The organism is Streptomyces sp. CAI-85 (assembly GCF_013363615.1).
Classification (GTDB): Bacteria; Actinomycetota; Actinomycetes; order Streptomycetales; family Streptomycetaceae; genus Streptomyces; species Streptomyces antibioticus_B.
Genome location: NZ_JAANNX010000052.1, coordinates 1 through 21,329 on the forward strand (window position 1 = coordinate 1; position 21,329 = coordinate 21,329).

At 68.5% G+C, this 21,329-nt stretch carries 18 protein-coding genes; 10 read left to right on the forward strand and 8 right to left on the reverse strand.

What is annotated here, in order from left to right; all coding sequences use genetic code 11:
• A partial coding sequence (locus G6W55_RS30470) for a DnaB-like helicase N-terminal domain-containing protein (RefSeq protein ID WP_309243851.1) occupies positions 1 to 643 on the reverse strand: 643 nt, incomplete at its 3' end.
• Positions 644 to 1,103: 460 nt separating this feature from the next.
• Between G6W55_RS30470 and G6W55_RS30475 the strand changes: the two genes are divergently transcribed.
• Positions 1,104 to 2,441 (forward strand): MATE family efflux transporter, encoded by a 1,338-nt coding sequence (locus G6W55_RS30475; RefSeq protein WP_175523977.1) that lies wholly within the window; start codon positions 1,104 to 1,106, stop codon positions 2,439 to 2,441.
• A 170-nt stretch (positions 2,442 to 2,611) separates the two neighbouring features.
• Here G6W55_RS30475 and rplI read toward each other — a convergent pair whose 3' ends face one another.
• The 4 genes from rplI to rpsF all read right to left on the reverse strand — a co-directional run bounded on the left by rplI (position 2,612) and on the right by rpsF (position 4,368).
• The gene (gene rplI, locus G6W55_RS30480) at positions 2,612 to 3,058 is read right to left on the reverse strand and encodes a 50S ribosomal protein L9 (RefSeq protein ID WP_085211235.1); all 447 of its coding nucleotides are present in this window, start codon (positions 3,056 to 3,058) and stop codon (positions 2,612 to 2,614) included.
• Positions 3,059 to 3,076: 18 nt separating this feature from the next.
• Positions 3,077 to 3,313, reverse strand: a complete 237-nt coding sequence (gene rpsR / locus G6W55_RS30485; protein WP_020130672.1) for a 30S ribosomal protein S18 — start codon at positions 3,311 to 3,313, stop codon at positions 3,077 to 3,079.
• A gap of 81 nt (positions 3,314 to 3,394) precedes the next feature.
• Positions 3,395 to 3,997, reverse strand: a complete 603-nt coding sequence (locus G6W55_RS30490; protein WP_175523978.1) for a single-stranded DNA-binding protein — start codon at positions 3,995 to 3,997, stop codon at positions 3,395 to 3,397.
• An 80-nt stretch (positions 3,998 to 4,077) separates the two neighbouring features.
• Complete coding sequence (gene rpsF / locus G6W55_RS30495) at positions 4,078 to 4,368, reverse strand: 30S ribosomal protein S6 (RefSeq protein WP_007383258.1); 291 nt, start codon at positions 4,366 to 4,368, stop codon at positions 4,078 to 4,080.
• A 287-nt stretch (positions 4,369 to 4,655) separates the two neighbouring features.
• On the opposite strand from rpsF, the gene G6W55_RS30500 reads away from it, so the two are divergent.
• From G6W55_RS30500 to G6W55_RS30510, 3 genes are all read left to right on the forward strand, one after another.
• Positions 4,656 to 4,967 carry a hypothetical protein gene (locus G6W55_RS30500; protein ID WP_085211231.1) on the forward strand — a complete coding sequence of 104 codons (312 nt, stop codon included), beginning with the start codon at positions 4,656 to 4,658 and terminating at the stop codon, positions 4,965 to 4,967.
• Positions 4,968 to 5,218: 251 nt separating this feature from the next.
• Positions 5,219 to 6,340, forward strand: coding sequence for a peptidoglycan bridge formation glycyltransferase FemX (gene femX / locus G6W55_RS30505; RefSeq protein ID WP_175523979.1), 1,122 nt, complete (start codon positions 5,219 to 5,221; stop codon positions 6,338 to 6,340).
• Between the two features lie 112 nt (positions 6,341 to 6,452).
• Positions 6,453 to 7,484, forward strand: a complete 1,032-nt coding sequence (locus G6W55_RS30510; protein WP_175523980.1) for an alanine racemase — start codon at positions 6,453 to 6,455, stop codon at positions 7,482 to 7,484.
• Positions 7,485 to 7,582: 98 nt separating this feature from the next.
• Here G6W55_RS30510 and G6W55_RS30515 read toward each other — a convergent pair whose 3' ends face one another.
• Together G6W55_RS30515 and G6W55_RS30520 are read right to left on the reverse strand one after the other, a co-directional pair.
• Positions 7,583 to 9,106, reverse strand: a complete 1,524-nt coding sequence (locus G6W55_RS30515) for a glycosyltransferase family 87 protein (protein WP_175523981.1) — start codon at positions 9,104 to 9,106, stop codon at positions 7,583 to 7,585.
• 128 nt (positions 9,107 to 9,234) lie between these two features.
• A complete protein-coding gene (locus G6W55_RS30520; protein ID WP_175523982.1) occupies positions 9,235 to 11,919 on the reverse strand; it encodes a transglycosylase domain-containing protein in 2,685 nt (894 codons plus the stop codon).
• Between the two features lie 362 nt (positions 11,920 to 12,281).
• On the opposite strand from G6W55_RS30520, the gene G6W55_RS30525 reads away from it, so the two are divergent.
• From G6W55_RS30525 to G6W55_RS30545, 5 genes are all read left to right on the forward strand, one after another.
• Complete coding sequence (locus G6W55_RS30525) at positions 12,282 to 12,965, forward strand: PadR family transcriptional regulator (protein ID WP_078634127.1); 684 nt, start codon at positions 12,282 to 12,284, stop codon at positions 12,963 to 12,965.
• A gap of 44 nt (positions 12,966 to 13,009) precedes the next feature.
• Complete coding sequence (locus G6W55_RS30530; RefSeq protein ID WP_175523983.1) at positions 13,010 to 14,092, forward strand: inositol-3-phosphate synthase; 1,083 nt, start codon at positions 13,010 to 13,012, stop codon at positions 14,090 to 14,092.
• 94 nt (positions 14,093 to 14,186) lie between these two features.
• Positions 14,187 to 15,449 (forward strand): MFS transporter, encoded by a 1,263-nt coding sequence (locus G6W55_RS30535; RefSeq protein WP_175523984.1) that lies wholly within the window; start codon positions 14,187 to 14,189, stop codon positions 15,447 to 15,449.
• 123 nt (positions 15,450 to 15,572) lie between these two features.
• A complete protein-coding gene (locus G6W55_RS30540; RefSeq protein WP_175523985.1) occupies positions 15,573 to 16,010 on the forward strand; it encodes a hypothetical protein in 438 nt (145 codons plus the stop codon).
• A 263-nt stretch (positions 16,011 to 16,273) separates the two neighbouring features.
• Positions 16,274 to 17,029: a hypothetical protein gene (locus tag G6W55_RS30545; protein WP_175523986.1), complete on the forward strand. Its 756-nt coding sequence runs from the start codon at positions 16,274 to 16,276 to the stop codon at positions 17,027 to 17,029.
• Positions 17,030 to 17,121: 92 nt separating this feature from the next.
• Here the strand turns inward: G6W55_RS30545 and G6W55_RS30550 are convergent, their stop codons facing one another.
• Positions 17,122 to 18,588 (reverse strand): CCA tRNA nucleotidyltransferase, encoded by a 1,467-nt coding sequence (locus tag G6W55_RS30550; RefSeq protein ID WP_175523987.1) that lies wholly within the window; start codon positions 18,586 to 18,588, stop codon positions 17,122 to 17,124.
• A gap of 279 nt (positions 18,589 to 18,867) precedes the next feature.
• Here G6W55_RS30550 and G6W55_RS30555 point away from each other — a divergent pair, with 279 nt between their 5' ends.
• A complete protein-coding gene (locus tag G6W55_RS30555; protein ID WP_175523988.1) occupies positions 18,868 to 21,291 on the forward strand; it encodes a DUF6049 family protein in 2,424 nt (807 codons plus the stop codon).
• Positions 21,292 to 21,329 lie beyond the last annotated feature (38 nt).

The following is a 21,329-nucleotide window of genomic DNA, read 5'->3' on the forward strand; positions in this document are numbered from 1 at the left end:
CCTCCATGATGTCGCCGAGCGGGAGGTAGTCCTCGCTGGTGCGCTGCTCGGTGACGGCGTAGATCTCGGCCTGGGCGCGGTTGACGATCTCGTCGACGTCGTCGTCGGCCGCGTATCCCATCTGGGTGATGCGGGTGCCTGCCTCCACCAGGCGACGCAGCACCGCCCGCTCGTGCACGATCTCCGCGTAGTACTCGGCGTTCGCCGCGGTCGGCACCGTCTGGACGAGGGTGTGCAGATACGACGCCCCGCCGACCTTGTTGATCTCGCCGCGCTTGGTCAGCTCGGCGGCGATCGTGATGGGGTCGGCCGGCTCGCCCTTCGCGTAGACGTCGAGGATCGCCTGGTAGATCGTCTCGTGCGCGGGCTTGTAGAAGTCATGGCCCTTGAGGACCTCGACGACGTCGGCGATGGCGTCCTTCGACAGGAGCATGCCACCGAGGACGGACTGCTCGGCGTCGAGATCCTGCGGCGGCACCCGCTCGAACGCGGTCCCGCCCTCCCAGTCGCCGCTGTCCCGGCCCCGGTCGTGCTGTTCGTCCCGGCCACGGCCGCCGCTGTCTCCGCGGCGGCGGGAGGCGGGCAGACGATCACTGGGTCCGCTGTCGGCCCACGGGTCGTCCAAGGGCTCGGAAATGCTCACCGAGCAGCCTCCTCCCGTCCGCCGAGCGGACCTCGCCGTGCGTTTCAGTTCTACGGCACGACACTGACAATTGAGAGGCCCAACTCCACTTGTGGAGCGTCGGTTTTGTGAGGGTTTCAGCGGCCGACAGGCGGAGGGGGCGCCGGACAACGGTAGGCCCGCGGGCACCGTCAGCCAATCTGGTTATCCACAGGCCATGTGGACGACGGCCCCGATGCTGTGGACAACTCCGCAAAACCTGTGCACGACCCGGTGGACAGCCCTGTGAACAAGCACTCGCCTTTTCCCGGCTGACCGAGCTGACCTGCACGTTTCCCATCCACCGGCTGTGCAGAAGAAAAACTTTCCCGGTCGGGCCAAGATCCCTTCGAACACTGTGGGAAACGACGCACCGTCCCACCCATGGTAAGGGTCACAAGCCGCTTGTATCTCTTACCTGTGGACGATTAGATTGGTGGTCATGACACAGGCTCCCCCGATGCCCAGGGCCACCAGGCGACAGCACGATCGAGAGATCGTCGCGCTGGCCGTCCCGGCTTTCGGCGCGCTGGTCGCCGAGCCCCTCTTCGTGCTGGCGGACAGCGCGATCGTCGGCCACCTCGGCACCGCCCAGCTCGCCGGACTCGGGATCGCCGCGGCCCTCCTCACCACCGCCGTCAGTGTCTTCGTCTTCCTCGCCTACGCCACCACGGCCGCCGTGGCCCGCCGGGTCGGCGCCGGTGATCTCCCCGCCGCCATCCGCCAGGGCATGGACGGAATCTGGCTGGCCCTCCTCCTCGGCACCGCCGTGATCGTCGCCGTCCTCCCCAGCGCGCCGGCACTCGTCGATCTCTTCGGCGCCTCGCAGACCGCCGCCCCCTACGCGACGACGTATCTGCGGATCTCGGCACTCGGCATCCCGGCCATGCTGATCGTCCTCGCCGCGACCGGCGTCCTGCGCGGACTCCAGGACACCAGGACCCCGCTCTACGTCGCCGTCGGCGGCTTCGTCGCCAACGCAATTCTCAACGCCGCCCTCGTCTACGGCGTCGGCCTCGGTATCGCAGGCTCCGCCTGGGGCACGGTGATCGCCCAGTGGGGCATGGCCGCGGTCTATCTGGTCGTGGTGGTCCGCGGAGCCCGCCGGCACGGCGCCTCGCTCCGCCCCGACGCCGCCGGCATCCGGGCCTCGGCACAGGCAGGCGTTCCCCTGCTCGTCCGTACGCTGTCGCTGCGCGCGATCCTGATGATCGCCACCGCCGTGGCCGCCCGCCTCGGAGACGCCGACATCGCGGCCCACCAGATCGCCCTGTCCCTGTGGAGCCTGCTCGCCTTCGCCCTGGATGCCATCGCGATCGCCGGGCAGGCCATCATCGGACGCCATCTCGGCGCCGGGGACGCCCAGGGCGCGCGGGACGCCTGCCGGCGGATGGTCGAGTGGGGCATCGGTGTGGGCATCGGCCTCGGCGTGCTGGTCGTCCTCGCGCGGCCGCTCTTCCTGCCCCTGTTCACCACCGACGCCGGGGTGAAGGCCGCCGCGCTGCCCGCCCTGCTCGTCGTCGCGCTCTCCCAACCGGTGAGCGGCATCGTCTTCACGCTGGACGGGGTGCTGATGGGCGCGGGGGACGGCCCGTACCTGGCCTGGGCGATGGTGGGCACCCTCGCCGTCTTCGCACCGGTCGCTCTGCTGATACCGGTGCTCGGCGGCGGACTGACCGCGGTGTGGGGCGCGCTGGCGCTGATGATGGTCGTACGGATGCTGACGCTCTGGCTTCGGACCCGCTCGGGCCGCTGGATCGTCACCGGCGCGACCCGCTGACGTCTCCTACGGGCTCCTTGCCAAACCAGACGACGTACCGGGCGACGTCCCTGACGTTTCACGTGAAACATGCGGAAGGGGCCACACCTCAGCGGGTGTGGCCCCTTCTCAGCTCTTCCAGCCCCTCAGCTCTTCAAGAGCCGAACAGCCCGTAGAGCCAAGCACGGCGATCAGGCCGCGACGACCTCGATGTTGACCTTGGCGGCAACCTCGGGGTGCAGGCGCACGGACGTCTCGTGGGCGCCCAGCGTCTTGATCGGCGAGCCCAGCTCGATGCGGCGCTTGTCGACCTCGGGACCACCGGCGGCCTTGATCGCGGAAGCGATGTCGGCCGGAGTGACGGAACCGAAGAGACGACCGGCGTCGCCGGAGCGGACGGCCAGACGGACCCGGACACCCTCGAGCTGGGCCTTGACGCTGTTGGCCTGCTCGATGGTCTGGATCTCGTGGATCTTGCGAGCGCGACGGATCTGCTCGACGTCCTTCTCGCCACCCTTGGTCCAGCGGATCGCGAAGTTCCGCGGGATCAGGTAGTTGCGGGCGTAACCGTCCTTGACGTCGACGACGTCACCGGCGGCACCGAGGCCGGAGACCTCGTGAGTGAGGATGATCTTCATGTGTCGGTCACCCTTCCCTTATCGCGCCTGGGCGGTGTACGGCAGCAGCGCCATCTCACGGCTGTTCTTGACGGCCGTGGCGACGTCACGCTGGTGCTGCGTGCAGTTGCCGGTCACGCGGCGGGCACGGATCTTGCCGCGGTCGGAAATGAACTTCCGCAGCATGTTCGTGTCCTTGTAGTCCACGTACGTGACCTTGTCCTTGCAGAATGCGCAGACCTTCTTCTTAGGCTTGCGCACAGGCGGCTTCGCCATGGTGTTTCTCCTGTGTGATCAAGAAGTGTGGGTACGGCCCACCCCTGTGACCGGCCCGGCCCGAAGGCCGGACGTCAGGCCCTAGAAGGGGGGCTCGTCCGAGTAGCCGCCGCCGCTGCCGCCGCCGGAGTTTCCACCCCAGCCGCCACCGCCACCGCCGCCGCCCTGCTGGCCACCGGCGGGAGCACCGGTCGCCCACGGGTCGTCCGCGGGAGCGCCGCCGCCGCCCTGCTGACCGCCGCCGGGGCCACCGCCCCAGCCGCCGCCACCCTGGCCGCCACCGCCGTTGTAACCACCCTGGCCACCGCGTCCGCCGCCGCCGCTGGTCTTGGTGACCTTGGCCGTGGCGTTGCGCAGGCTGGGGCCGACTTCCTCGACGTCCAGTTCGTAGACCGTGCGCTTGACGCCCTCACGGTCCTCGTAGGACCGCTGCTTCAGCCGGCCCTGCACGACGACGCGCATGCCTCGCTGGAGCGACTCCGCGACGTTCTCCGCCGCCTGGCGCCAGACCGAGCAGGTCAGGAACAGGCTCTCGCCGTCCTTCCACTCGTTCGTCTGGCGGTCGAAGGTGCGGGGAGTGGACGCGACACGGAACTTCGCGACCGCCGCACCGGAGGGGGTGAAGCGCAGCTCGGGGTCGTCGACAAGATTGCCGACGACCGTGATGACGGTCTCGCCTGCCATGGGGAACCTCTCGGCGGGTTTGCTGCTGCTGGCTGCTAGTGCTGCTACTCAGAGTCCCGAGATCGACTGAGCGGTGAGGCTCAGTGGGTCTCGGGGCGGAGGACCTTGGTCCGGAGGACCGACTCGTTCAGGTTGAGCTGGCGGTCGAGCTCCTTGACGACCGCAGGCTCGGCCTGAAGGTCGATGACCGAGTAGATGCCCTCGGGCTTCTTCTTGATCTCGTACGAGAGACGACGACGGCCCCAGGTGTCGACCTTCTCGACCTTGCCGTTGCCCTCACGGACGACGGAGAGGAAGTTCTCGATCAGGGGGGCGACGGCGCGCTCCTCCAGATCGGGGTCGAGGATGACCATCACCTCGTAGTGACGCATGTGGAACCCACCTCCTTTGGACTCAGCGGCCACGGTCGATCCGTGGCAGGAGGGTTGTGATGCGTACGCAACGGTATCGGCCGCCACTGACAACGGGGGGTCGCGGAGCGACATCCCCACGTCGAGCTGGGCGGAGTTCCTGGCTGTGCCTGGGCAGACACCGGTGCAGACGGTACAGACTACCCGCACACCTGCTTCCGGTTGAAATCCGGCCGGGGAGACCGCCAGTCTGTACACATCGGGTGTGTACGGCGCTACGATGCGCCGCCTTCCGCAGGAGGTGCCCTATGGCACAGGCATTGCGACCCAACACCGCCGGCTCTCTCTTCGCCACGGACGGCAGGCCCCATCCCCTCCAGGACACGCTGGTGATCGTGACCCTGGTGCTCGGAGTGGTGTCCTTCGTCACGGCGATGTTCCACAACCTGCATCTGCTCAGCTCCTGGACCGGTCTGGTGGGAATCCTGACCGGCGCGTACGGACAGTGGATCTCCGAGACCACCCGTGAGCGCTTCGGTCTGATCCTGGGTCTCGGTGCCTCCGGGGTCGGCTTCTTCCTCGGCATGGCACACGGCGGCCTCTTCGGCGGGCTGTGGTGATCAGCCCGGCACCGCAAGCCGACCCCACCCGTCCCGTCGTCCACCAGGGACCCGTTGACGGACTCGGGGAAGAGGACCCGTTGACGGACTCGTAGAACACGTACGAAACCTGCCGTAACGCCCCGGCCTCCCAGAGGCCGGGGCGCAGGTGCCGTACGGCCAGTCGGGCCAGGCGCACGGCGCAGTAGGCTTCGGCGCGTGAGCCGGAGCCCCTGAACCCATGGGGACACACCAGCCGAGGAGCGCCCCGAATGAGCCTGACCCTGAGGACCATCAGCCGCGAGCAGCATCTGGCGTACATCCAGAGCCTGCCGGCGGCTAGTCACATGCAGGTTCCGGCCTGGGCCGACGTCAAGGCGGAGTGGCGTTCGGAGAGCCTCGGCTGGTTCGACGAGCGGACCGGTGAACTGGTCGGCGCGGGTCTGGTCCTCTACCGGCAGCTTCCCAAGATCAAGCGCTACCTGGCCTATCTGCCCGAGGGCCCGGTCATCAACTGGTTCGCGCCGAATCTGACGGAGTGGCTGGAGCCGATGCTCGCGCACCTCAAGCGGCAGGGCGCGTTCTCCGTGAAGATGGGCCCGCCGGTGATCATCCGGCGCTGGGAGGCCACCTCCATCAAGGCGGGCATCCAGAACCCGGACGTGAAGCGACTGCGGGACATCGAGGCCGACTTCATCGAGCCGCGCGCCTTCGAGGTGGCCGACAAGCTGCGCCGGATGGGCTGGCAGCAGGGCGAGGACGGCGGCGCCGGCTTCGGTGACGTCCAGCCGCGCTACGTCTACCAGGTGCCGCTGGCGAACCGTTCCCTCGAAGAGGTCCACAAGAACTTCAACCAGCTCTGGCGCCGCAACATCAAGAAGGCCGAGAAGGCCGGCGTCGAGGTGGTCCAGGGCGGCTACCACGACCTCGAGGAATGGCAGCGGCTGTACGAGATCACGGCGGTCCGCGACCACTTCCGGCCGCGTCCGCTGTCGTACTTCCAGCGCATGTGGACGGCCCTCAACACCGAGGACCCCAACCGGATGCGGCTGTACTTCGCCCGCCACAACGGGGTGAACCTGTCGGCGGCGACGATGCTGATCGTCGGCGGGCACGTCTGGTACTCCTACGGCGCCTCCGACAACATCGGCCGTGAGTTCCGTCCGTCGAACGCCATGCAGTGGCGGATGCTGCGCGACGCCTACGCGCTCGGCGCCACCGTCTACGACCTGCGCGGCATCTCCGACTCCCTGGACGAGACGGACCACCTCTTCGGTCTGATCCAGTTCAAGGTGGGCACGGGCGGGCAGGCCGCCGAGTACCTCGGCGAGTGGGACTTCGCGCTGAACAAGGTGCTCCACAAGGCGCTCGACATCTACATGTCGCGCCGCTGACGTCCCGCCCGGCGATTCCGTACCTTTGACACCCCGGCACCACCCCTGACTCCTCGGCCCCTTCGAGGCGTTTCCCCACTCCGCAGCCACCAGAAAGGTCCCAGGTCCGGCCATGGCGCTCACGCTCTACGTCGACACCGCGCGCTGGCGGGCGCACCACAAGCACGTCCAGGAGCAGTTCCCGGGGCTCGTCCCGGTCTGCAAGGGCAACGGCTACGGCTTCGGGCACGAGCGGCTGGCGGAGGAGGCCACCCGGCTGGGCTCGGACGTCCTCGCCGTCGGCACGACGTACGAAGCGGCTCGCGTCAAGGACTTCTTCGGCGGCGACCTGCTGGTGCTGACGCCGTACCGGCGCGGTGAGGAGCCCGTCCCGCTGCCCGACCGTGTCGTGCGGTCGGTGTCGTCGATCGACGGCGTGTACGGCCTCGTGGGCGCCCGGGTGGTCATCGAGGTGATGTCCTCGATGAAGCGGCACGGCATCAGCGAGCAGGACCTGCCGCAGTTGCACGCCGCCATAGAGAACGTCCGGCTGGAGGGCTTCGCCATCCATCTGCCGCTGGACCGCACCGACGGCTCCGACGCCGTCGAGGAGGTCATCGGCTGGATGGACCGGCTGCGCGCGGCCCGGCTGCCGCTGCACACGATGTTCGTCAGCCATCTCAAGGCCGACGAACTCGCCCGGCTCCGGCAGCAGTTCCCGCAGACGCGCTTCCGCGCCCGGATCGGCACCCGGCTGTGGCTGGGGGACCATGACGCGACCGAGTACCGCGGTGCCGTCCTGGACGTCACCCGGGTCGCCAAGGGCGACCGGTTCGGCTACCGGCAGCAGAAGGCGGCCTCCGACGGCTTCCTGGTGGTCGTGGCGGGCGGTACGTCGCACGGCGTGGGCCTGGAGGCCCCCAAGGCCCTGCACGGCGTCATGCCGCGCGCCAAGGGTGTCGCACGGGCCGGCCTGGCCACCGTGAACCGGAACCTCTCGCCGTTCGTGTGGGGCGGCAAGCAGCGCTGGTTCGCGGAGCCGCCGCACATGCAGGTGTCGATCCTCTTCGTGCCCTCGGACGCGCCGGAGCCGGCGGTCGGCGACGAGCTGGTGGCCCATCTGCGGCACACCACCACGCAGTTCGACCGCCTCGTGGACCGCTGAGCCGCACCGGACGGGCAGAACAGCACGAAGGCCGTACACGGAATCCCGTGTACGGCCTTTCGCGTCTCCAAGCCCGGCCCGCTAGCTGCCCTGTTCGCTCAGGGCGAACTGTCGACGGCGTCCTGCCTGCCCCACTCCACCTGAGGCCCCTCGAAGTGCGAGGCGTGCCGGGGCGGGCGGGCCCGCGAGCCGATGGCGAAGAAGTCCTCGGCCCCGTCGAGCACCCCGCCCGAGGGATCGTCGTCGCCGGCCTGGCGCACCACGTCCCGTTCCGGCATCAGGATGTCCCGCACGACCACCACGCACAGATAGAGCGTGCCCAGCAGATGCACGCCGATGGCCCAGTGGTAGCCGTCGGTGGGCAGTCCCTTGTGGGCGTCTCCGCTGGTCGTGTACGCGAGGTACATCCAGATCCCGAGGAAGTACACGACCTCGCATGCCTGCCAGATCAGGAAGTCCCGCCACTTGGGCCGGGCCAGCACCGCCAGCGGCACCAGCCACAGCACGTACTGCGGTGAGTAGACCTTGTTGGTGAGGATGAAGGCCGCCACCGCCAGGAAGGCGAGCTGGGCGAAGCGGGGGCGGCGCGGCGCGGACACCCCCAGTGCCACGATGCCGGCCAGACAGAGGATCGTCAGAAGCGCGGCCAGGGTGTTCACGCTCTCGGTGGTGAGCGGGTCGTCGGAGTTCTGGGCCAGGATCAGCCAGAACGAGCCGAAGTCGACGCCGCGCTCCTGGCTGAAGCGGTAGAACTTCGACCAGCCCTCGAAGGCGAAGAGCATCACCGGCAGGTTGACCACCAGCCAGGCCACGACCGCGCCCGAAAGCGCCTTGCCGAAGTCCCGCCATTTCCAGGCGCGCAGACACAGCACGAACAGCGGGACGAGCAGGAAGACCGGATACAGCTTGGCGGCCGTGGCGAGCCCCAGGAGGACGCCGAAGGCGAGGGAGCGGCCCCGCGCCCACATCATCATCGCCGCGGCCGTCAGAGCGACGGCCAGCAGGTCCCAGTTGATGGTCGCGGTGAGGGCGAAGGCGGGCGCCAGGGCGACCAGCAGGCCGTCCCACGGGCGCCGGGCGTGCGTACGGGACACACAGACGGCGATAACGGCCGCGCAGGCCATCAGCATCCCGGCGTTGACCATCCAGTACCACTGCTCCTGGTCCTGGATGCTGCCGCTGCCCGGCGTCAGCCAGGCGGCCACCTCCATGAACACACCGGTCAGGACCGGGTACTCGAGGAAGTCCATGTCGCCGGGGAGCTTGTCGAAGTACGGCACGAGGCCGTCGGCGAAGCCTCGCCCCTGGTACAGGTGCGGGATGTCCGAGTAGCACGCGTGGGTGTACTGGGAGCTGGCGCCGAAGAACCAGCCGCCGTTGTAGCAGGGCGCCTTCTGGATCAGGCCGAGGGCGAACATCCCGATCGCCACCAGCGCGACGATCCGTACGGGCGTCCACCAGGACGTTCCGATGAGGGCCCGTCGCCCGAGAGGGCCGCCGATCAGCTCACTGCCGGCCGCGGCCACCTTGTCGTACCTGGTCGGCGGGACCAGGTCCGGCTCGGGCGAGGGCTGGAGCTCAGGCTCGGGCACGGGGGTCGGCGTCGATTCTGCACTGGGCATGGGCCACATCCTGCCGTACCGGCCTAGGAAAAAGCCGAGGGCCGCCCCACCTGGTGCGGTGAGGCGGCCCTCGTTTCACGTGAAACATATGCCTGTTTCACGTGAAACACCCGGCTTGGGCGCGGCGGCTACCCGGTCGAGCCTCCGAAGAAGCTCCCGCCGTTCTGATTGCCTCTGGAGGTGTCCTCCGTCTCCGTATCGGTCGGTGACGGACTGGTCTCTCCTCCGCTGCCGCCGTCCGTGGCGCCGCTGTTCGTGCCGCCCGAGTCCTCTTCACAGCCGAAGAAGCGGTTGCAGGTCTCGCTCTGGGAGGGCGAGGGCAGAACCACCGGCTGGCTGGGCGTCGGGGTGGGCGACGGCTCCGGCTCCTCGGACTCGGTCGCCGAGGGGGTCGGGGACGGGGACGGCTCCGCGTTGACGATCTCACCGATCGGCTCGGGCTCCGGGAAGCTCTCCGCGGGCTGGCCCTTCAGCGCCTCGGCCATGTAGTCGTGCCAGATCTGGGCCGGGAACGAGGCACCGTGGATCTTCTCCTGGCCACCCGTGCCGAACATCTCCAGGAACGCACGGTTCTTGTTGGACTCGTCGTCGTCCAGCCGGAACATGGTGACCGCCGTCGACAACTGCGGGGTGTAGCCCACGAACCAGGCGGACTTGTTGCCGTCGGTGGTACCGGTCTTGCCGGCCACCTCACGGCCCGGAAGCTGGGCGTTGGTACCGGTGCCCTTCTCCACCACGGTCTTCAGGACGTCCGTGACGTTGTCGGCGACCTTCGAGGTGAACGCCTGCTCCGACTCGGTCTTGTGCGTGAAGATCTGGCCCTTCTCGCTGGTGACCTTCTCGACCGAGTACGGGTCGCGCTGCTTGCCGCTGGCGGCGAAGGTGGCGTAGGCCCCGGCCATCCGGATCGCGCTCGGGTCGGAGATGCCGATCGAGAACGACGGGAAGCCGGCACCGGTCAGGCTGTCCTCGCGCAGGCCCGCGTTCATGGCGGATTCCTTCACCTTGTCCAGACCGACGTCCTGGCCGAGCTGCACGAAGGCGGAGTTCACCGACTCGCGCATCGCCTCACGCAGGTCGATCTTGAACTCGGGCGGAGTGCCGAGCGAGACGTTGCCGTCGTTCGTCTGGAGCCACTCCTTGCCCTTCTCGTCCTTCCAGATCGTCTTGTCGTAGTTCCTGATCTTGAGCTTGTTCTGACCGCTGAACAGGCTCTTGGGGGAGACGATCGTGCGCTCGTCCTGCGCCTGCGACGACCCCAGGTCGGGGTCCCGCACGCCCCAGGTCATCGCGGCCGCCAGCACGAACGGCTTGAAGGTGGAGCCGACCTGGGCACCGGTCTGGTCCGCGTTGTTGGTGAAGTGCTTGGTCGCGTCCTCACCGCCGTAGACGGCCCGGATGGCACCCGTGGTCGGGTCGACGGAGGCTCCGCCGAACTGGACGTGGGTGTCCTTCTCCGGGCGTTCCTTCGGCTTGATGTTGTCCTTCCGGACCTTCTTCACGGCCTCTTCGAGCTGGTTGACCTTCTTCCTGTCGAAGGTCGTGTAGATCGAGTAGCCGCCCTGCTGAAGGTCGTTCTGCGTGATCCCGGTCTCTTTGCTGTTGCTGACCAGGTAACCGTTGGCGAGGTCGACCAGGTAGCCGATCTGCCCCTTCAGGTCGGTGTTCGACCTGGGGTTCGCCACCTTGGGAAGGGTGGTGTACTTGGCCCGCGTCGCCGGGTCGAGATGGCCGTACTCGACCATCTTGTCGAGGGTGTCCTGCATCTGGAGCAGGGCACGCTTGGTGTTCTTCTCGCGGGTGGCGTTGACCGGATCGATCGTGGGCGACCCCATGGGGTCGTAGTACGTGGCACCCTTCAGCGTCGCGGACAGGAACGCGCACTCGCCCGGGCTGAGGTCGACCGCGTCCTTCTCGAAGTAGGCGCGGGCGGCGGCCTGGATCCCATAGGCGTTGCGCCCGTAGTAGGCGGAGTTCAGATAGCCCGCCATGATCGTGTTCTTGTCGAGCTTGGCGCCGACCTTGATCGACACGAAGATCTCCTTGAACTTCCGGGAGATGGTCTGCGACTGGTCGTTGAGCATGGCGTTCTTGACGTACTGCTGGGTGATGGTCGAGCCACCCTGCGTCTGTCCGCCCCGGGCCATGTTGAACACGGCGCGCCCGATGCCCTTGGGGTCGATGCCGCTGTCCTCGTAGAACGTCTTGTTCTCCTGCGAGATCACCGCCCAGCGCATCTCCTCGGGGATCTGCGAGAGATCGATGATCTGCCGGTTCGCCTCACCACCGGTGGCAACCATCTGGGTGCCGTCTTTCCAGTAGTAGACGTTGTTCTGGGCTTCCGCCGTCTCGTCGATCTTGGGGATGCCCACCATGGCGTAGCCGATGCCCGCCACGGCCACCAGGCTGCCCATGAAGCCGACGAACAGGCCGGCCACCAGCTTCCAGGACGGCACCCAGCGCTGCCAGCCGTACTTGTCGGCACGCGGATAGTCGATCAGGCGCTTTCGGTCGGAAGCGCCCCGTCCTCTGCCCCGGCCGGGCCCGGCCGCGGCGCCGCGGCGGCCTCCCGCGGGCTCGGCCGCTCTGCGCCGGCCGCCCGGGCCTCTCTGGGGGGCACGCCGGGACTCGGCGCGGCCGCCGTACGACTGCTCCTCGCTTCCCGACCCATGACCCAACCCGTAGTCGGAAGGAGATCCGGTGGCGCCTCGCGGTGCCGCGCGGCGGCCGGCAGACGCACCGGACTGGCCGCGTCGGGCCGCGGCACGTCCGCCTCCCTGCGGCTGCGGCGGTTTGCGACGGTGCTCGCTCATCGAACGATTACTCCTAGGGCAGGCGCATCCGTGCGCGCCTGAGAAGGGCGGCTGGTTTCCTGTCCCCCCGAAGTACGGATGCGGTCGGTCGCTCATTCATCCGTACGGCACCGGAGGCCTCGACGCCCCCCGGCGTCCCATGAGTCCCGGTGGTGTGCATGGCGGACAGACTACGCACCGTCAAAACCTGCCTAGGCCCGAGGTTCACCCCAAATCAGGCAACTCGCCTGCAACGAATCGGTGATGTGATCCCGTTCACCATCTTCCCTCTTGTCGCATCCGGATGGCCGTTCTATCGTCGTGATGTATCGAGTCGATACATCAGAGCGGCATAAGCGAGTCAACGGCGAGAGGAGGCGACGATGAGCCGGCGATCCGGCATCCTCGAGTTCGCCGTACTCGGCCTGCTCCGCGAGTCCCCGATGCACGGCTATGAGCTGCGCAAACGACTCAATACGTCACTGGGGGTGTTCCGTGCCTTCAGCTACGGCACGCTCTACCCCTGCCTCAAGACGCTGGTCGCCAACGGCTGGTTGATCGAGGAACCGGGGCACACCCCCGAGGACGCCCTCGCCGCGCCACTGGCGGGACGTCGCGCCAAGATCGTCTACCGGTTGACGGCGGAAGGTAAGGAACACTTCGAGGACCTGCTCTCGCAGACCGGGCCCGACGCGTACGAGGACGAGCACTTCGCGGCTCGTTTCGCCTTCTTCGGGCAGACCTCGCGCGACGTCCGGATGCGCGTCCTCGAAGGCCGCCGCAGCCGGCTGGAGGAGCGCCTGGAGAAGATGCGGGCCTCACTGGCCCGCACCCGGGAGCGCCTCGACGACTACACGCTTGAGCTCCAGCGCCACGGAATGGAGTCCGTGGAGCGCGAAGTGCGCTGGCTGAACGAGCTCATCGAGAGCGAGCGGGCCGGACGGGACCTCAAGGGTTCCGCTCCGGGGGGAGCCGCTCAGCAGGACACCACATCTGGATCGACGGGCGGCCTGCCCCGTCCCGGGGGCATCCCCGGGACGGATACGCCCGGCGACACCGCCACGTGAGCGCCCAGTCAGGGCCTCACTCGTACACACAGGGAGCAACCGGAATGGGTTCGGTTCGCGTAGCCATCGTCGGCGTGGGCAACTGCGCCGCGTCGCTGGTGCAGGGCGTCGAGTACTACAAGGACGCCGACCCGGCGTCCAAGGTCCCGGGCCTGATGCACGTGCAGTTCGGGGACTACCACGTCGGTGACGTCGAGTTCGTCGCCGCCTTCGACGTCGACGCGAAGAAGGTCGGCCTCGACCTCTCGGACGCCATCGGTGCCAGCGAGAACAACACCATCAAGATCTGCGACGTCCCGAACAAGGGCGTCACGGTCCAGCGCGGTCACACGCTCGACGGTCTCGGCAAGTACTACCGCGAGACCATCGAGGAGTCCGCCGAGGCCCCGGTCGACGTGGTCCAGATCCTCAAGGACAAGCAGGTCGACGTCCTCGTCTGCTACCTGCCCGTCGGTTCCGAGGACGCGGCGAAGTTCTACGCCCAGGCCGCCATCGACGCCAAGGTCGCCTTCGTCAACGCCCTCCCGGTCTTCATCGCCGGCACCAAGGAGTGGGCGGACAAGTTCACCGAGGCGGGCGTCCCGATCGTCGGTGACGACATCAAGTCGCAGGTCGGCGCCACCATCACGCACCGTGTGATGGCGAAGCTGTTCGAGGACCGCGGTGTCCGACTCGAGCGCACCATGCAGCTCAACGTCGGCGGCAACATGGACTTCAAGAACATGCTGGAGCGCGACCGCCTCGAGTCCAAGAAGATCTCGAAGACGCAGGCCGTCACCTCGCAGATCCCCGACCGCGACCTGGGCGAGAAGAACGTCCACATCGGTCCCTCGGACTACGTGGCCTGGCTGGACGACCGCAAGTGGGCGTACGTCCGCCTCGAGGGCCGTGCCTTCGGTGACGTCCCGCTGAACCTGGAGTACAAGCTCGAGGTCTGGGACTCCCCGAACTCCGCGGGTGTCATCATCGACGCGCTGCGCGCCGCGAAGATCGCCAAGGACCGCGGCATCGGCGGCCCGATCCTGTCGGCGTCGAGCTACTTCATGAAGTCCCCGCCGGTCCAGTACTTCGACGACGAGGCGTACGCGAACGTCGAGAAGTTCATCCGCGGCGAGGTCGAGCGCTAGCTCGACCCGGAACGAAGATTCGCTCCTGCCAGGGCTGAGAAGGGTCCCCGGGTCGCACGACCCGGGGACCCTCCCCGTATGTGAGGCTGTGCCCATGGCCGTCGTCCGCGATCTGCGCGTCCTGCTGCGCCTCGGTGACTTCCGGCGACTGCTGGCCGTACGGCTGCTGTCCCAGTGCGCCGACGGCGTCTACCAGGTGGCGCTCGCCACGTACGTCGTCTTCTCGCCGGAGAAACAGACCTCCGCCTCCGCGATCGCCTCGGCGATGGCCGTCCTGCTGCTGCCGTACTCCCTGGTCGGCCCCTTCGCCGGCGTCCTCCTCGACCGCTGGCGCCGCCGTCAGGTGTTCCTCTACGGCAATCTGCTGCGGGCCCTCCTGGCCTCCGCGACGGCCGTCCTGATGGTCAGCCAGGTGCCCGACTGGCTCTTCTACGCCTCGGCGCTGTGCGTCACGGCGGTCAACCGCTTCGTCCTCGCCGGACTGTCGGCGGCCCTGCCCCGGGTGGTCGACGCCGAACGCCTGGTGATGGCCAACTCCCTCTCCCCGACCGCCGGAACACTGGCCGCGGTCGCGGGCGGGGGCCTCGCCTTCGTCGTACGGCTGGCGGTGGCGGACACCGACGCCGCGGTGGTGCTGCTGGGCTGTGGGCTCTATCTGTGCGCCGCGCTCGCCTCCCTGACCATGGCGGCCGACCTGCTGGGACCCGACCGCGAACGCCTCCCCACGCGGCTGTCCACCGCACTGCGCGGCACCGCCCGGGGACTGGCCGCCGGCGTACGCCACTTGGCCCGGCCGAAGCGCCGGGAGGCCGCCTGGGCGCTCGGGGCGATCTCGCTGATGCGGTTCTGCTACGGCGCCCTGACGGTCATGGTGCTGATGCTCTGCCGGTACGCCTGGTCGTCCGAACCGGACCAGGGCCTCGCCCTGTTGGGGGTGGCCGTCGCCGTCTCCGGGGTCGGCTTCTTCGCCGCTGCCGTGGTGACGCCGTCGGCGGCGGGACGGCTGGGACCGGGGCGCTGGATCGTCGTCTGCTCGGCCGCGGCGGCGGTCCTGGAACCGGCCCTGATGCTGCCCTTCACCCAAGCCACCATGTTCGTCGCGGCGTTCGTCCTGGGGCTCGTCACCCAGGGCGCCAAGATCGCCACGGACACCATCGTCCAGTCCTCGGTGGAGGACCGCTTCCGTGGCCGGATCTTCTCTCTCTACGACGTGCTGTTCAACGTCGCCTTCGTCGGCGCAGCCGGGGTGGCCGCGCTGATGCTGCCACCCAACGGACGCTCCCCGGCACTGGTGGTAACGGTCGCCGTTATCTACGCGGCAGTTGCTGGGGCTATGGCCCGTTTTGAACGCCGATAAGTGTCACATCAATGCCACAGACTCCCCCCGCGTTGGAGGATTGTCAGTGGGGCCCGGTAGCTTACGTGCGTCTTACAGCGCGTCTGTTTTCGCGCCACACGCCTAAGTTCCAGGGGGACCCCCATGTCGACTCCGCCGCCCCAGGGCCAGAACCCGTTCGCACAGGGTCAGCCGCAGGCTCCGTACCCGCCGCAGCAGGGCACCGCGCCGTTCGCGCCGGTGCCGCCGGCCCCGCCCGCCCGGCGCTTCAGCAAGAAACTGCTGCGTATTGTCGGCATCATCGTCCTCGCGATCATCATCGGCGTCGTCAAGTGGCAGATGGGCAAGACGGACGCCGAGACCACGTCCGTGGGAAGCTGCATGTACAACAAGGGCACCCAGATATCGCCGGACCTGAAGACGGTCGACTGCTCGTCCAGCGACGCCAAGTACAAGGTCGTCGAGAAGTTCGACAACACCAGCGACAGCGGCAAGTGCGAAGCAATCCAGGAAGCAGAGATTTCCTACTACCAGCAGGGCGACAATCACGATGTCGTGCTCTGCCTGAAGGAAATCAAGTAGAGCATCGCCGCCCGACGTCACGTGAATGTTTCACGTGAAACCTCGTCACGAACCCGGAAGAGCGCCGTGCCAGCCAGTCGCGACACGGCGTTCTTGCACGTCTGGACCTTCGTCGCACCCTGACCTCTGAACTACCTCAACTCCCTTGCCGCTTACATCCTCCACGCAAGAGGATCAGTACTCGAGCGGACCTGACCAGTCCGCCAGCGAAGGCCCGAGGAACTCCCCTCTGAATAGCCTTCTCCAACAGCAAGGGGGACAACATGAGACTACGCGCTGCCGCGTCGCTCACCGCAGCCGTCGCTACCGTCGCGGTGCTCGCAGGGACCACCACCCAGGTGTCGGCCGCCGAGTCCGTGCCAGCGAATGCGTTCGCCAGCCCGACCGCGTACGCCGACTACCTCAAGCACTCGAACGAAGAGGGCGCGCTCGAGACACTCAAGGGATTTGAGGCCCTCTCACCGAACAAGCAGAGCCAGTTCCTGCGCTACGTCCAGGACCCTGCTCTGTACAAGGACTTCATCGTCTCAAGCGCCGACGAGCAGAATAGCGTCACCGCTCTCACCGCAGACACCAACCGGACCGTCTCGCTCCGGGACGGTGATGTGACGTTCGAGTCCAACAGCGTTGTCAGCGGACTCACAGCCTCCGCAAGCGGTGTCCTTCCTGCGGGCATCCACGAGGTGAAGCGCTACAACACGATCAAGGCTCTTGGCGTCCCGGTCGCGCAGCTCTCCATCTGGGTGAAGTTTCAGAGCAATGGGCGCGACATCACCAAGGTGATCGATGCCGACGGCGCCGCGAAAAGGTGGGGCCCCATCAGCATCAAGAAGGAGAAGGCGAAGACGTCCCTCGGCACACAACAGTTCTGCGAGCGCGGCGGCAGGTGCGTCGGCGGCCACACTGCCATCGCCTCAATCATCTGGAACTTTGATGGCACCACCGCCTCCTACGACAAGAAGCAAGTGCTCAAGGTCGGCCGCAATGGCACTGGAAGCACTAGCCTGCAGAACCCGTAGGCTAGACGCGGCACGGATATGCGCGGTTGATGCGCAGCTGCATTGAAAGAGGCGGGCATGTTTCACGTGAAACATGCCCGCCTCTTTCAGGCTCAGCCCTGCTCGGCCCACCACTCCTTGAGGGCCGCCACCGCCGCGTCGTACTCCATCGGGCCGTTCTCCAGGCGCAGCTCCAGCAGGTGCTTGTACGCCTGGCCGATCACGGGGCCGGGGCTGACGCCCAGGATCTCCATGATCTGGTTGCCGTCGAGGTCGGGCCGGATCGCGTCCAGCTCCTCCTGCTCCTGGAGCTGGGCGATGCGCTCCTCCAGGCCGTCGTAGGCCCGGGAGAGCGCGGCAGCCCTGCGCTTGTTCCGGGTCGTGCAGTCGGAGCGGGTCAGCTTGTGCAGCCGGGTGAGCAGCGGCCCCGCGTCCCGTACATAGCGGCGGACGGCGGAGTCCGTCCACTCGCCGGTGCCGTACCCGTGGAAGCGCAGGTGCAGCTCGACGAGCCGGGAGACGTCCTTCACCAGCTCGTTGGAGTACTTCAGCGCCAGCATGCGCTTCTTGGTCATCTTCGCGCCGACCACCTCGTGGTGGTGGAAGGAGACCCGGCCGTCCTGCTCGAAGCGACGGGTGCGCGGCTTGCCGATGTCATGCAGCAGCGCGGCCAGCCGGAGGGTGAGGTCGGGACCGTTCTCCTCCAGCGCGATCGCCTGCTCCAGGACGATCAGCGTGTGGTCGTAGACGTCCTTGTGGCGGTGGTGCTCGTCCCTCTCCAGCCGCAGGGCGGGCAGCTCGGGCAGCACATGGCCGGCGAGCCCGGTGTCCACGAGCAGGGACAGGCCCTTGCGCGGGTGTGGGGAGAGGATCAGCTTGTTCAGCTCGTCCCGGACCCGCTCCGCGGAGACGATCTCGATACGGCCGGACATCTCCGTCATCGCGGTGACGACCTCGGGGGCGACCTCGAAGTCGAGCTGGGCGGCGAAGCGGGCGGCGCGCATCATGCGCAGCGGGTCGTCCGAGAAGGACTCCTCGGGCGTCCCCGGGGTGCGCAGCACCCGCCCCGCGAGGTCTTCGAGGCCGCCGTGCGGGTCGATGAACTCCTTCTCCGGGAGCGCCAGGGCCATCGCGTTCACGGTGAAGTCACGGCGGACGAGGTCCTGCTCGATGGAGTCGCCGTAGGCCACCTCGGGCTTGCGCGAGGTGCGGTCGTACGCCTCGGAGCGGTACGTGGTCACCTCGATCTGGAAGCTGCGGTCGACGCCCTCGACGCAGGCGTCCTTCTGCGCGCCGACCGTGCCGAAGGCGATGCCGACGTCCCACACGGCGTCCGCCCACGGCCGCACGATCTTCAGGACGTCCTCGGGGCGGGCGTCGGTGGTGAAGTCCAGGTCGTTGCCGAGCCGGCCCAGCAGCGCGTCCCGGACCGAGCCGCCGACCAGGGCGAGGGAGAACCCCGCCTCCTGGAACCGGCGCGCGAGATCGTCGGCGACAGGCGCGATCCGCAGCAGTTCGTCCACCGCGCGGTGCTGCACTTGGCTCAGGGCACTGAGGTTGTCTTCGTTGGCGTTCGGCACAACAGAAGAGGGTACGTGGCCCGGCGGACCACGGGCTCCCCGATTACGGCCCGCGGGCTGCCGACGGCCGGCCGGCGGACATATGGCCCGATAGCAGCGCAGAATCATGCTGTGGGGATGTTCACGGACTCCGCTCCTTATACCTATACATAGAGGGCATGGGGGCGCTCGCACCCGATCTTGTGGAGCAGACCGCGGCACTTCCCCTCAGCGGGCATCGTTACCATGCGTGGACGCACTTTCCGACGACCACTGACGACGACGAGGGACGGCGAACGCGTGGCCGAGGCGGCAGACTCTCCGGGGACGGCTCCTTCCCCTGCCCGCCGGTGGCTGCGGCGCACCGGCGCACTGCTCGCCGGGGTGCCCCTGCTGGCCGGTCTCCTCCAGTTGCCCGCGCACGCCGACCCGGCGGACTCCGCCCGCGCGGCCTCCGGCCCGGGCTCGGTGGCCGTCGCCGTCGACTCGCTCACCCCGGCCGTCCCCGGCGAGGGGGACACCCTGACGGTGTCGGGCACGGTGACCAACAAGGGCAAGCAGGCGGTCACCGAGGCGCATGTGGGCCTGCGGGTGGGGCCCGTGCTGACGACCCGCTCGGCGATCGACGACGCGGCGCGGGACGCGGACGACCCGGACGTCGGCGGCGGCACCGAGGTGGGCGGCAAGTACGTCGCCGAGTTCGACAAGCTCACCCCGGGCGTGGCCGAGCACTTCACCATCTCCGTCCCGGTCGACGAGCTGGACCTCGGCGGCGACGGCGTCTACCCCCTCGGGGTGACCCTCTCCGGCGAGACGGCGGCGCAGCCCTGGGAGCGGGTGCTGGGGGTCCAGCGGACCTTCCTGCCGTGGCAGCCCGACGGGGCGGAGACGCAGACGCGCACGACCGTCCTGTGGCCGCTGATCTCGACCGCCCACATGACGGTGGAGACCGGCTCGGACGCCGGGCAGACCCCGGTCTTCCTGGACGACGGCCTCGCCGCGGAGATCGCTCCCGGCGGGCGCCTGGAGCAGCTCCTGACGCTCGGCAAGGAGCTGGACGTCACCTGGGTGATCGACCCGGACCTGTTGGCGTCGGTCGACGCCATGACCGACAGCTACCGGATCCGGGGCAAGGACGGCACCACCACCGCCGGCACCCAGCAGGCGGTCGCCAAGCAGTGGCTCGCCGCCCTCCAGGAGGCCGTGCGGGACAAGGAGGTCGTCGCGCTGCCCTTCGCCGACCCCGACCTCGCCTCCCTCGCCCACAACGGCACCGGTGTCACCAGCTCCCTCAGCCAGCTCAAGGCCGCCACCGACGTCGCCGCCACCACGGTCGAGACGGTGCTGCACGTGACGCCGAGCACCGACTTCGCCTGGCCGGTGGACGGGGCCGTCGACCGGTCCATCGTCAAGGTCGCCACCTCCGCCGGCGCCGACAAGGTGATCGCGCGCAACGACAGCCTCAAGGAGACCGGCGGCCTCCCCTACAGCCCCTCGGCGGCCCGTCCGATCGGCGGCGGCACCACGGCGGTCGTCGCGGACGGCCGGCTGTCGAAGGCGTTCCAGGGCGATCTGACGAAGGCGTCCGCGGCCACGCTCGCCGTGCAGGAGTTCCTCGCGCAGAGCCTGGCGCTGAACCTCCAGACGACCAAGCAGCGCAGCATCGTGATCGCCCCGCAGCGGATGCCCACCGCGAAGCAGGCCCAGGCGATGGCGGCCGCCGTCACCGCCCTCCAGGGCGGCACCTGGACACAGCCCCAGGGGCTGACGGAGGCCGCCAAGGCCAAGCCGGACGCCGGGGCCACCACGAAGGTGCCGTCGCGGTCGGCGTACCCCTCGGCGCTGCGCAAGCAGGAGCTGACGCGGTCGGCGTTCCAGGACATCGGGACCACGCAGGACAAGCTCGACAACTTCAAGGTCATCCTCACCGACCAGTCCCGGGTGGTGACCCCCTTCGGCCGTGCGGTCAACCGCGAGATGTCCACCTCGTGGCGGGGCCGGGCCGCCGAGGCGAGCGCCTTCCGCCAGGACGTGCGCGCCTACCTCGACACCCTGGCCGGCCAGGTCAAGCTGATCGACAAGTCGGAGACCAAGCTCTCCGGGCGCAGCGCCACGATCCCCGTGACCGTGCAGAACAACCTGGTGCAGGGCGTGGACCATCTGGTGCTGCGGCTCACCTCGACCAACCCGACCCGTATGGAGTTCGGCGGCGAGGGTTCGGTCCAGGAGCCGATCGAGGTCTCCGGCGGCCACAGCACCACGGTGAAGTTCCCCACCTCCGCCCATGTCAACGGCAAGACGACGTTGATCGCGCAGCTCTACACGGAGGACGGCAGGCCGTACGGTTCGGCGGTCACCTTCGACGTGAAGGTCACCGAGATCACCGCCACGGTGATGCTGGTGATCGGCGGCGGTGTGCTGCTGCTGGTGCTCGCGGGCTTCCGCATGTACACCCAGCGCAAGCGCGCGGCGGCCCGCGCGGCCGAGGCGGGCGACCCGCAGGACGCGGAGGAGACCGACGGCTCCGACGAGGCCGGCGGGGCGGGTGAGTCCGGCCCGGCCGACGGCGGCCCGGTGAACCACGACGCCCCCGAGGAACGTCTCATGGGAGAGTCGGTCGTCCCGCCGGGGGCGGACGACCCGGAGCAGCCGAGTGACGAGACCCCGGACACCGCAGCGGAAAGCACGGACCCCTCGGGCACGGGTGAGAGAGTGGACCGTTGAGGATGTCGTGGCCGGTGGGCCCGGGACGATGAGGTGGG

Excerpts from the sequence above, each read along its gene's own strand:
- G6W55_RS30475 (WP_175523977.1), top strand. The coding sequence starts at position 1,104 with ATGACACAGGCTCCCCCGATGCCCAGGGCCACCAGGCGACAGCACGAT.
- rplI (WP_085211235.1), bottom strand. The coding sequence starts at position 3,058 with ATGAAGATCATCCTCACTCACGAGGTCTCCGGCCTCGGTGCCGCCGGT.
- rpsR (WP_020130672.1), bottom strand. The coding sequence starts at position 3,313 with ATGGCGAAGCCGCCTGTGCGCAAGCCTAAGAAGAAGGTCTGCGCATTC.
- G6W55_RS30490 (WP_175523978.1), bottom strand. The coding sequence starts at position 3,997 with ATGGCAGGCGAGACCGTCATCACGGTCGTCGGCAATCTTGTCGACGAC.
- rpsF (WP_007383258.1), bottom strand. The coding sequence starts at position 4,368 with ATGCGTCACTACGAGGTGATGGTCATCCTCGACCCCGATCTGGAGGAG.
- G6W55_RS30500 (WP_085211231.1), top strand. The coding sequence starts at position 4,656 with ATGGCACAGGCATTGCGACCCAACACCGCCGGCTCTCTCTTCGCCACG.
- femX (WP_175523979.1), top strand. The coding sequence starts at position 5,219 with ATGAGCCTGACCCTGAGGACCATCAGCCGCGAGCAGCATCTGGCGTAC.
- G6W55_RS30510 (WP_175523980.1), top strand. The coding sequence starts at position 6,453 with ATGGCGCTCACGCTCTACGTCGACACCGCGCGCTGGCGGGCGCACCAC.
- G6W55_RS30515 (WP_175523981.1), bottom strand. The coding sequence starts at position 9,106 with ATGCCCAGTGCAGAATCGACGCCGACCCCCGTGCCCGAGCCTGAGCTC.
- G6W55_RS30520 (WP_175523982.1), bottom strand. The coding sequence starts at position 11,919 with ATGAGCGAGCACCGTCGCAAACCGCCGCAGCCGCAGGGAGGCGGACGT.
- G6W55_RS30525 (WP_078634127.1), top strand. The coding sequence starts at position 12,282 with ATGAGCCGGCGATCCGGCATCCTCGAGTTCGCCGTACTCGGCCTGCTC.
- G6W55_RS30530 (WP_175523983.1), top strand. The coding sequence starts at position 13,010 with ATGGGTTCGGTTCGCGTAGCCATCGTCGGCGTGGGCAACTGCGCCGCG.
- G6W55_RS30535 (WP_175523984.1), top strand. The coding sequence starts at position 14,187 with ATGGCCGTCGTCCGCGATCTGCGCGTCCTGCTGCGCCTCGGTGACTTC.
- G6W55_RS30540 (WP_175523985.1), top strand. The coding sequence starts at position 15,573 with ATGTCGACTCCGCCGCCCCAGGGCCAGAACCCGTTCGCACAGGGTCAG.
- G6W55_RS30545 (WP_175523986.1), top strand. The coding sequence starts at position 16,274 with ATGAGACTACGCGCTGCCGCGTCGCTCACCGCAGCCGTCGCTACCGTC.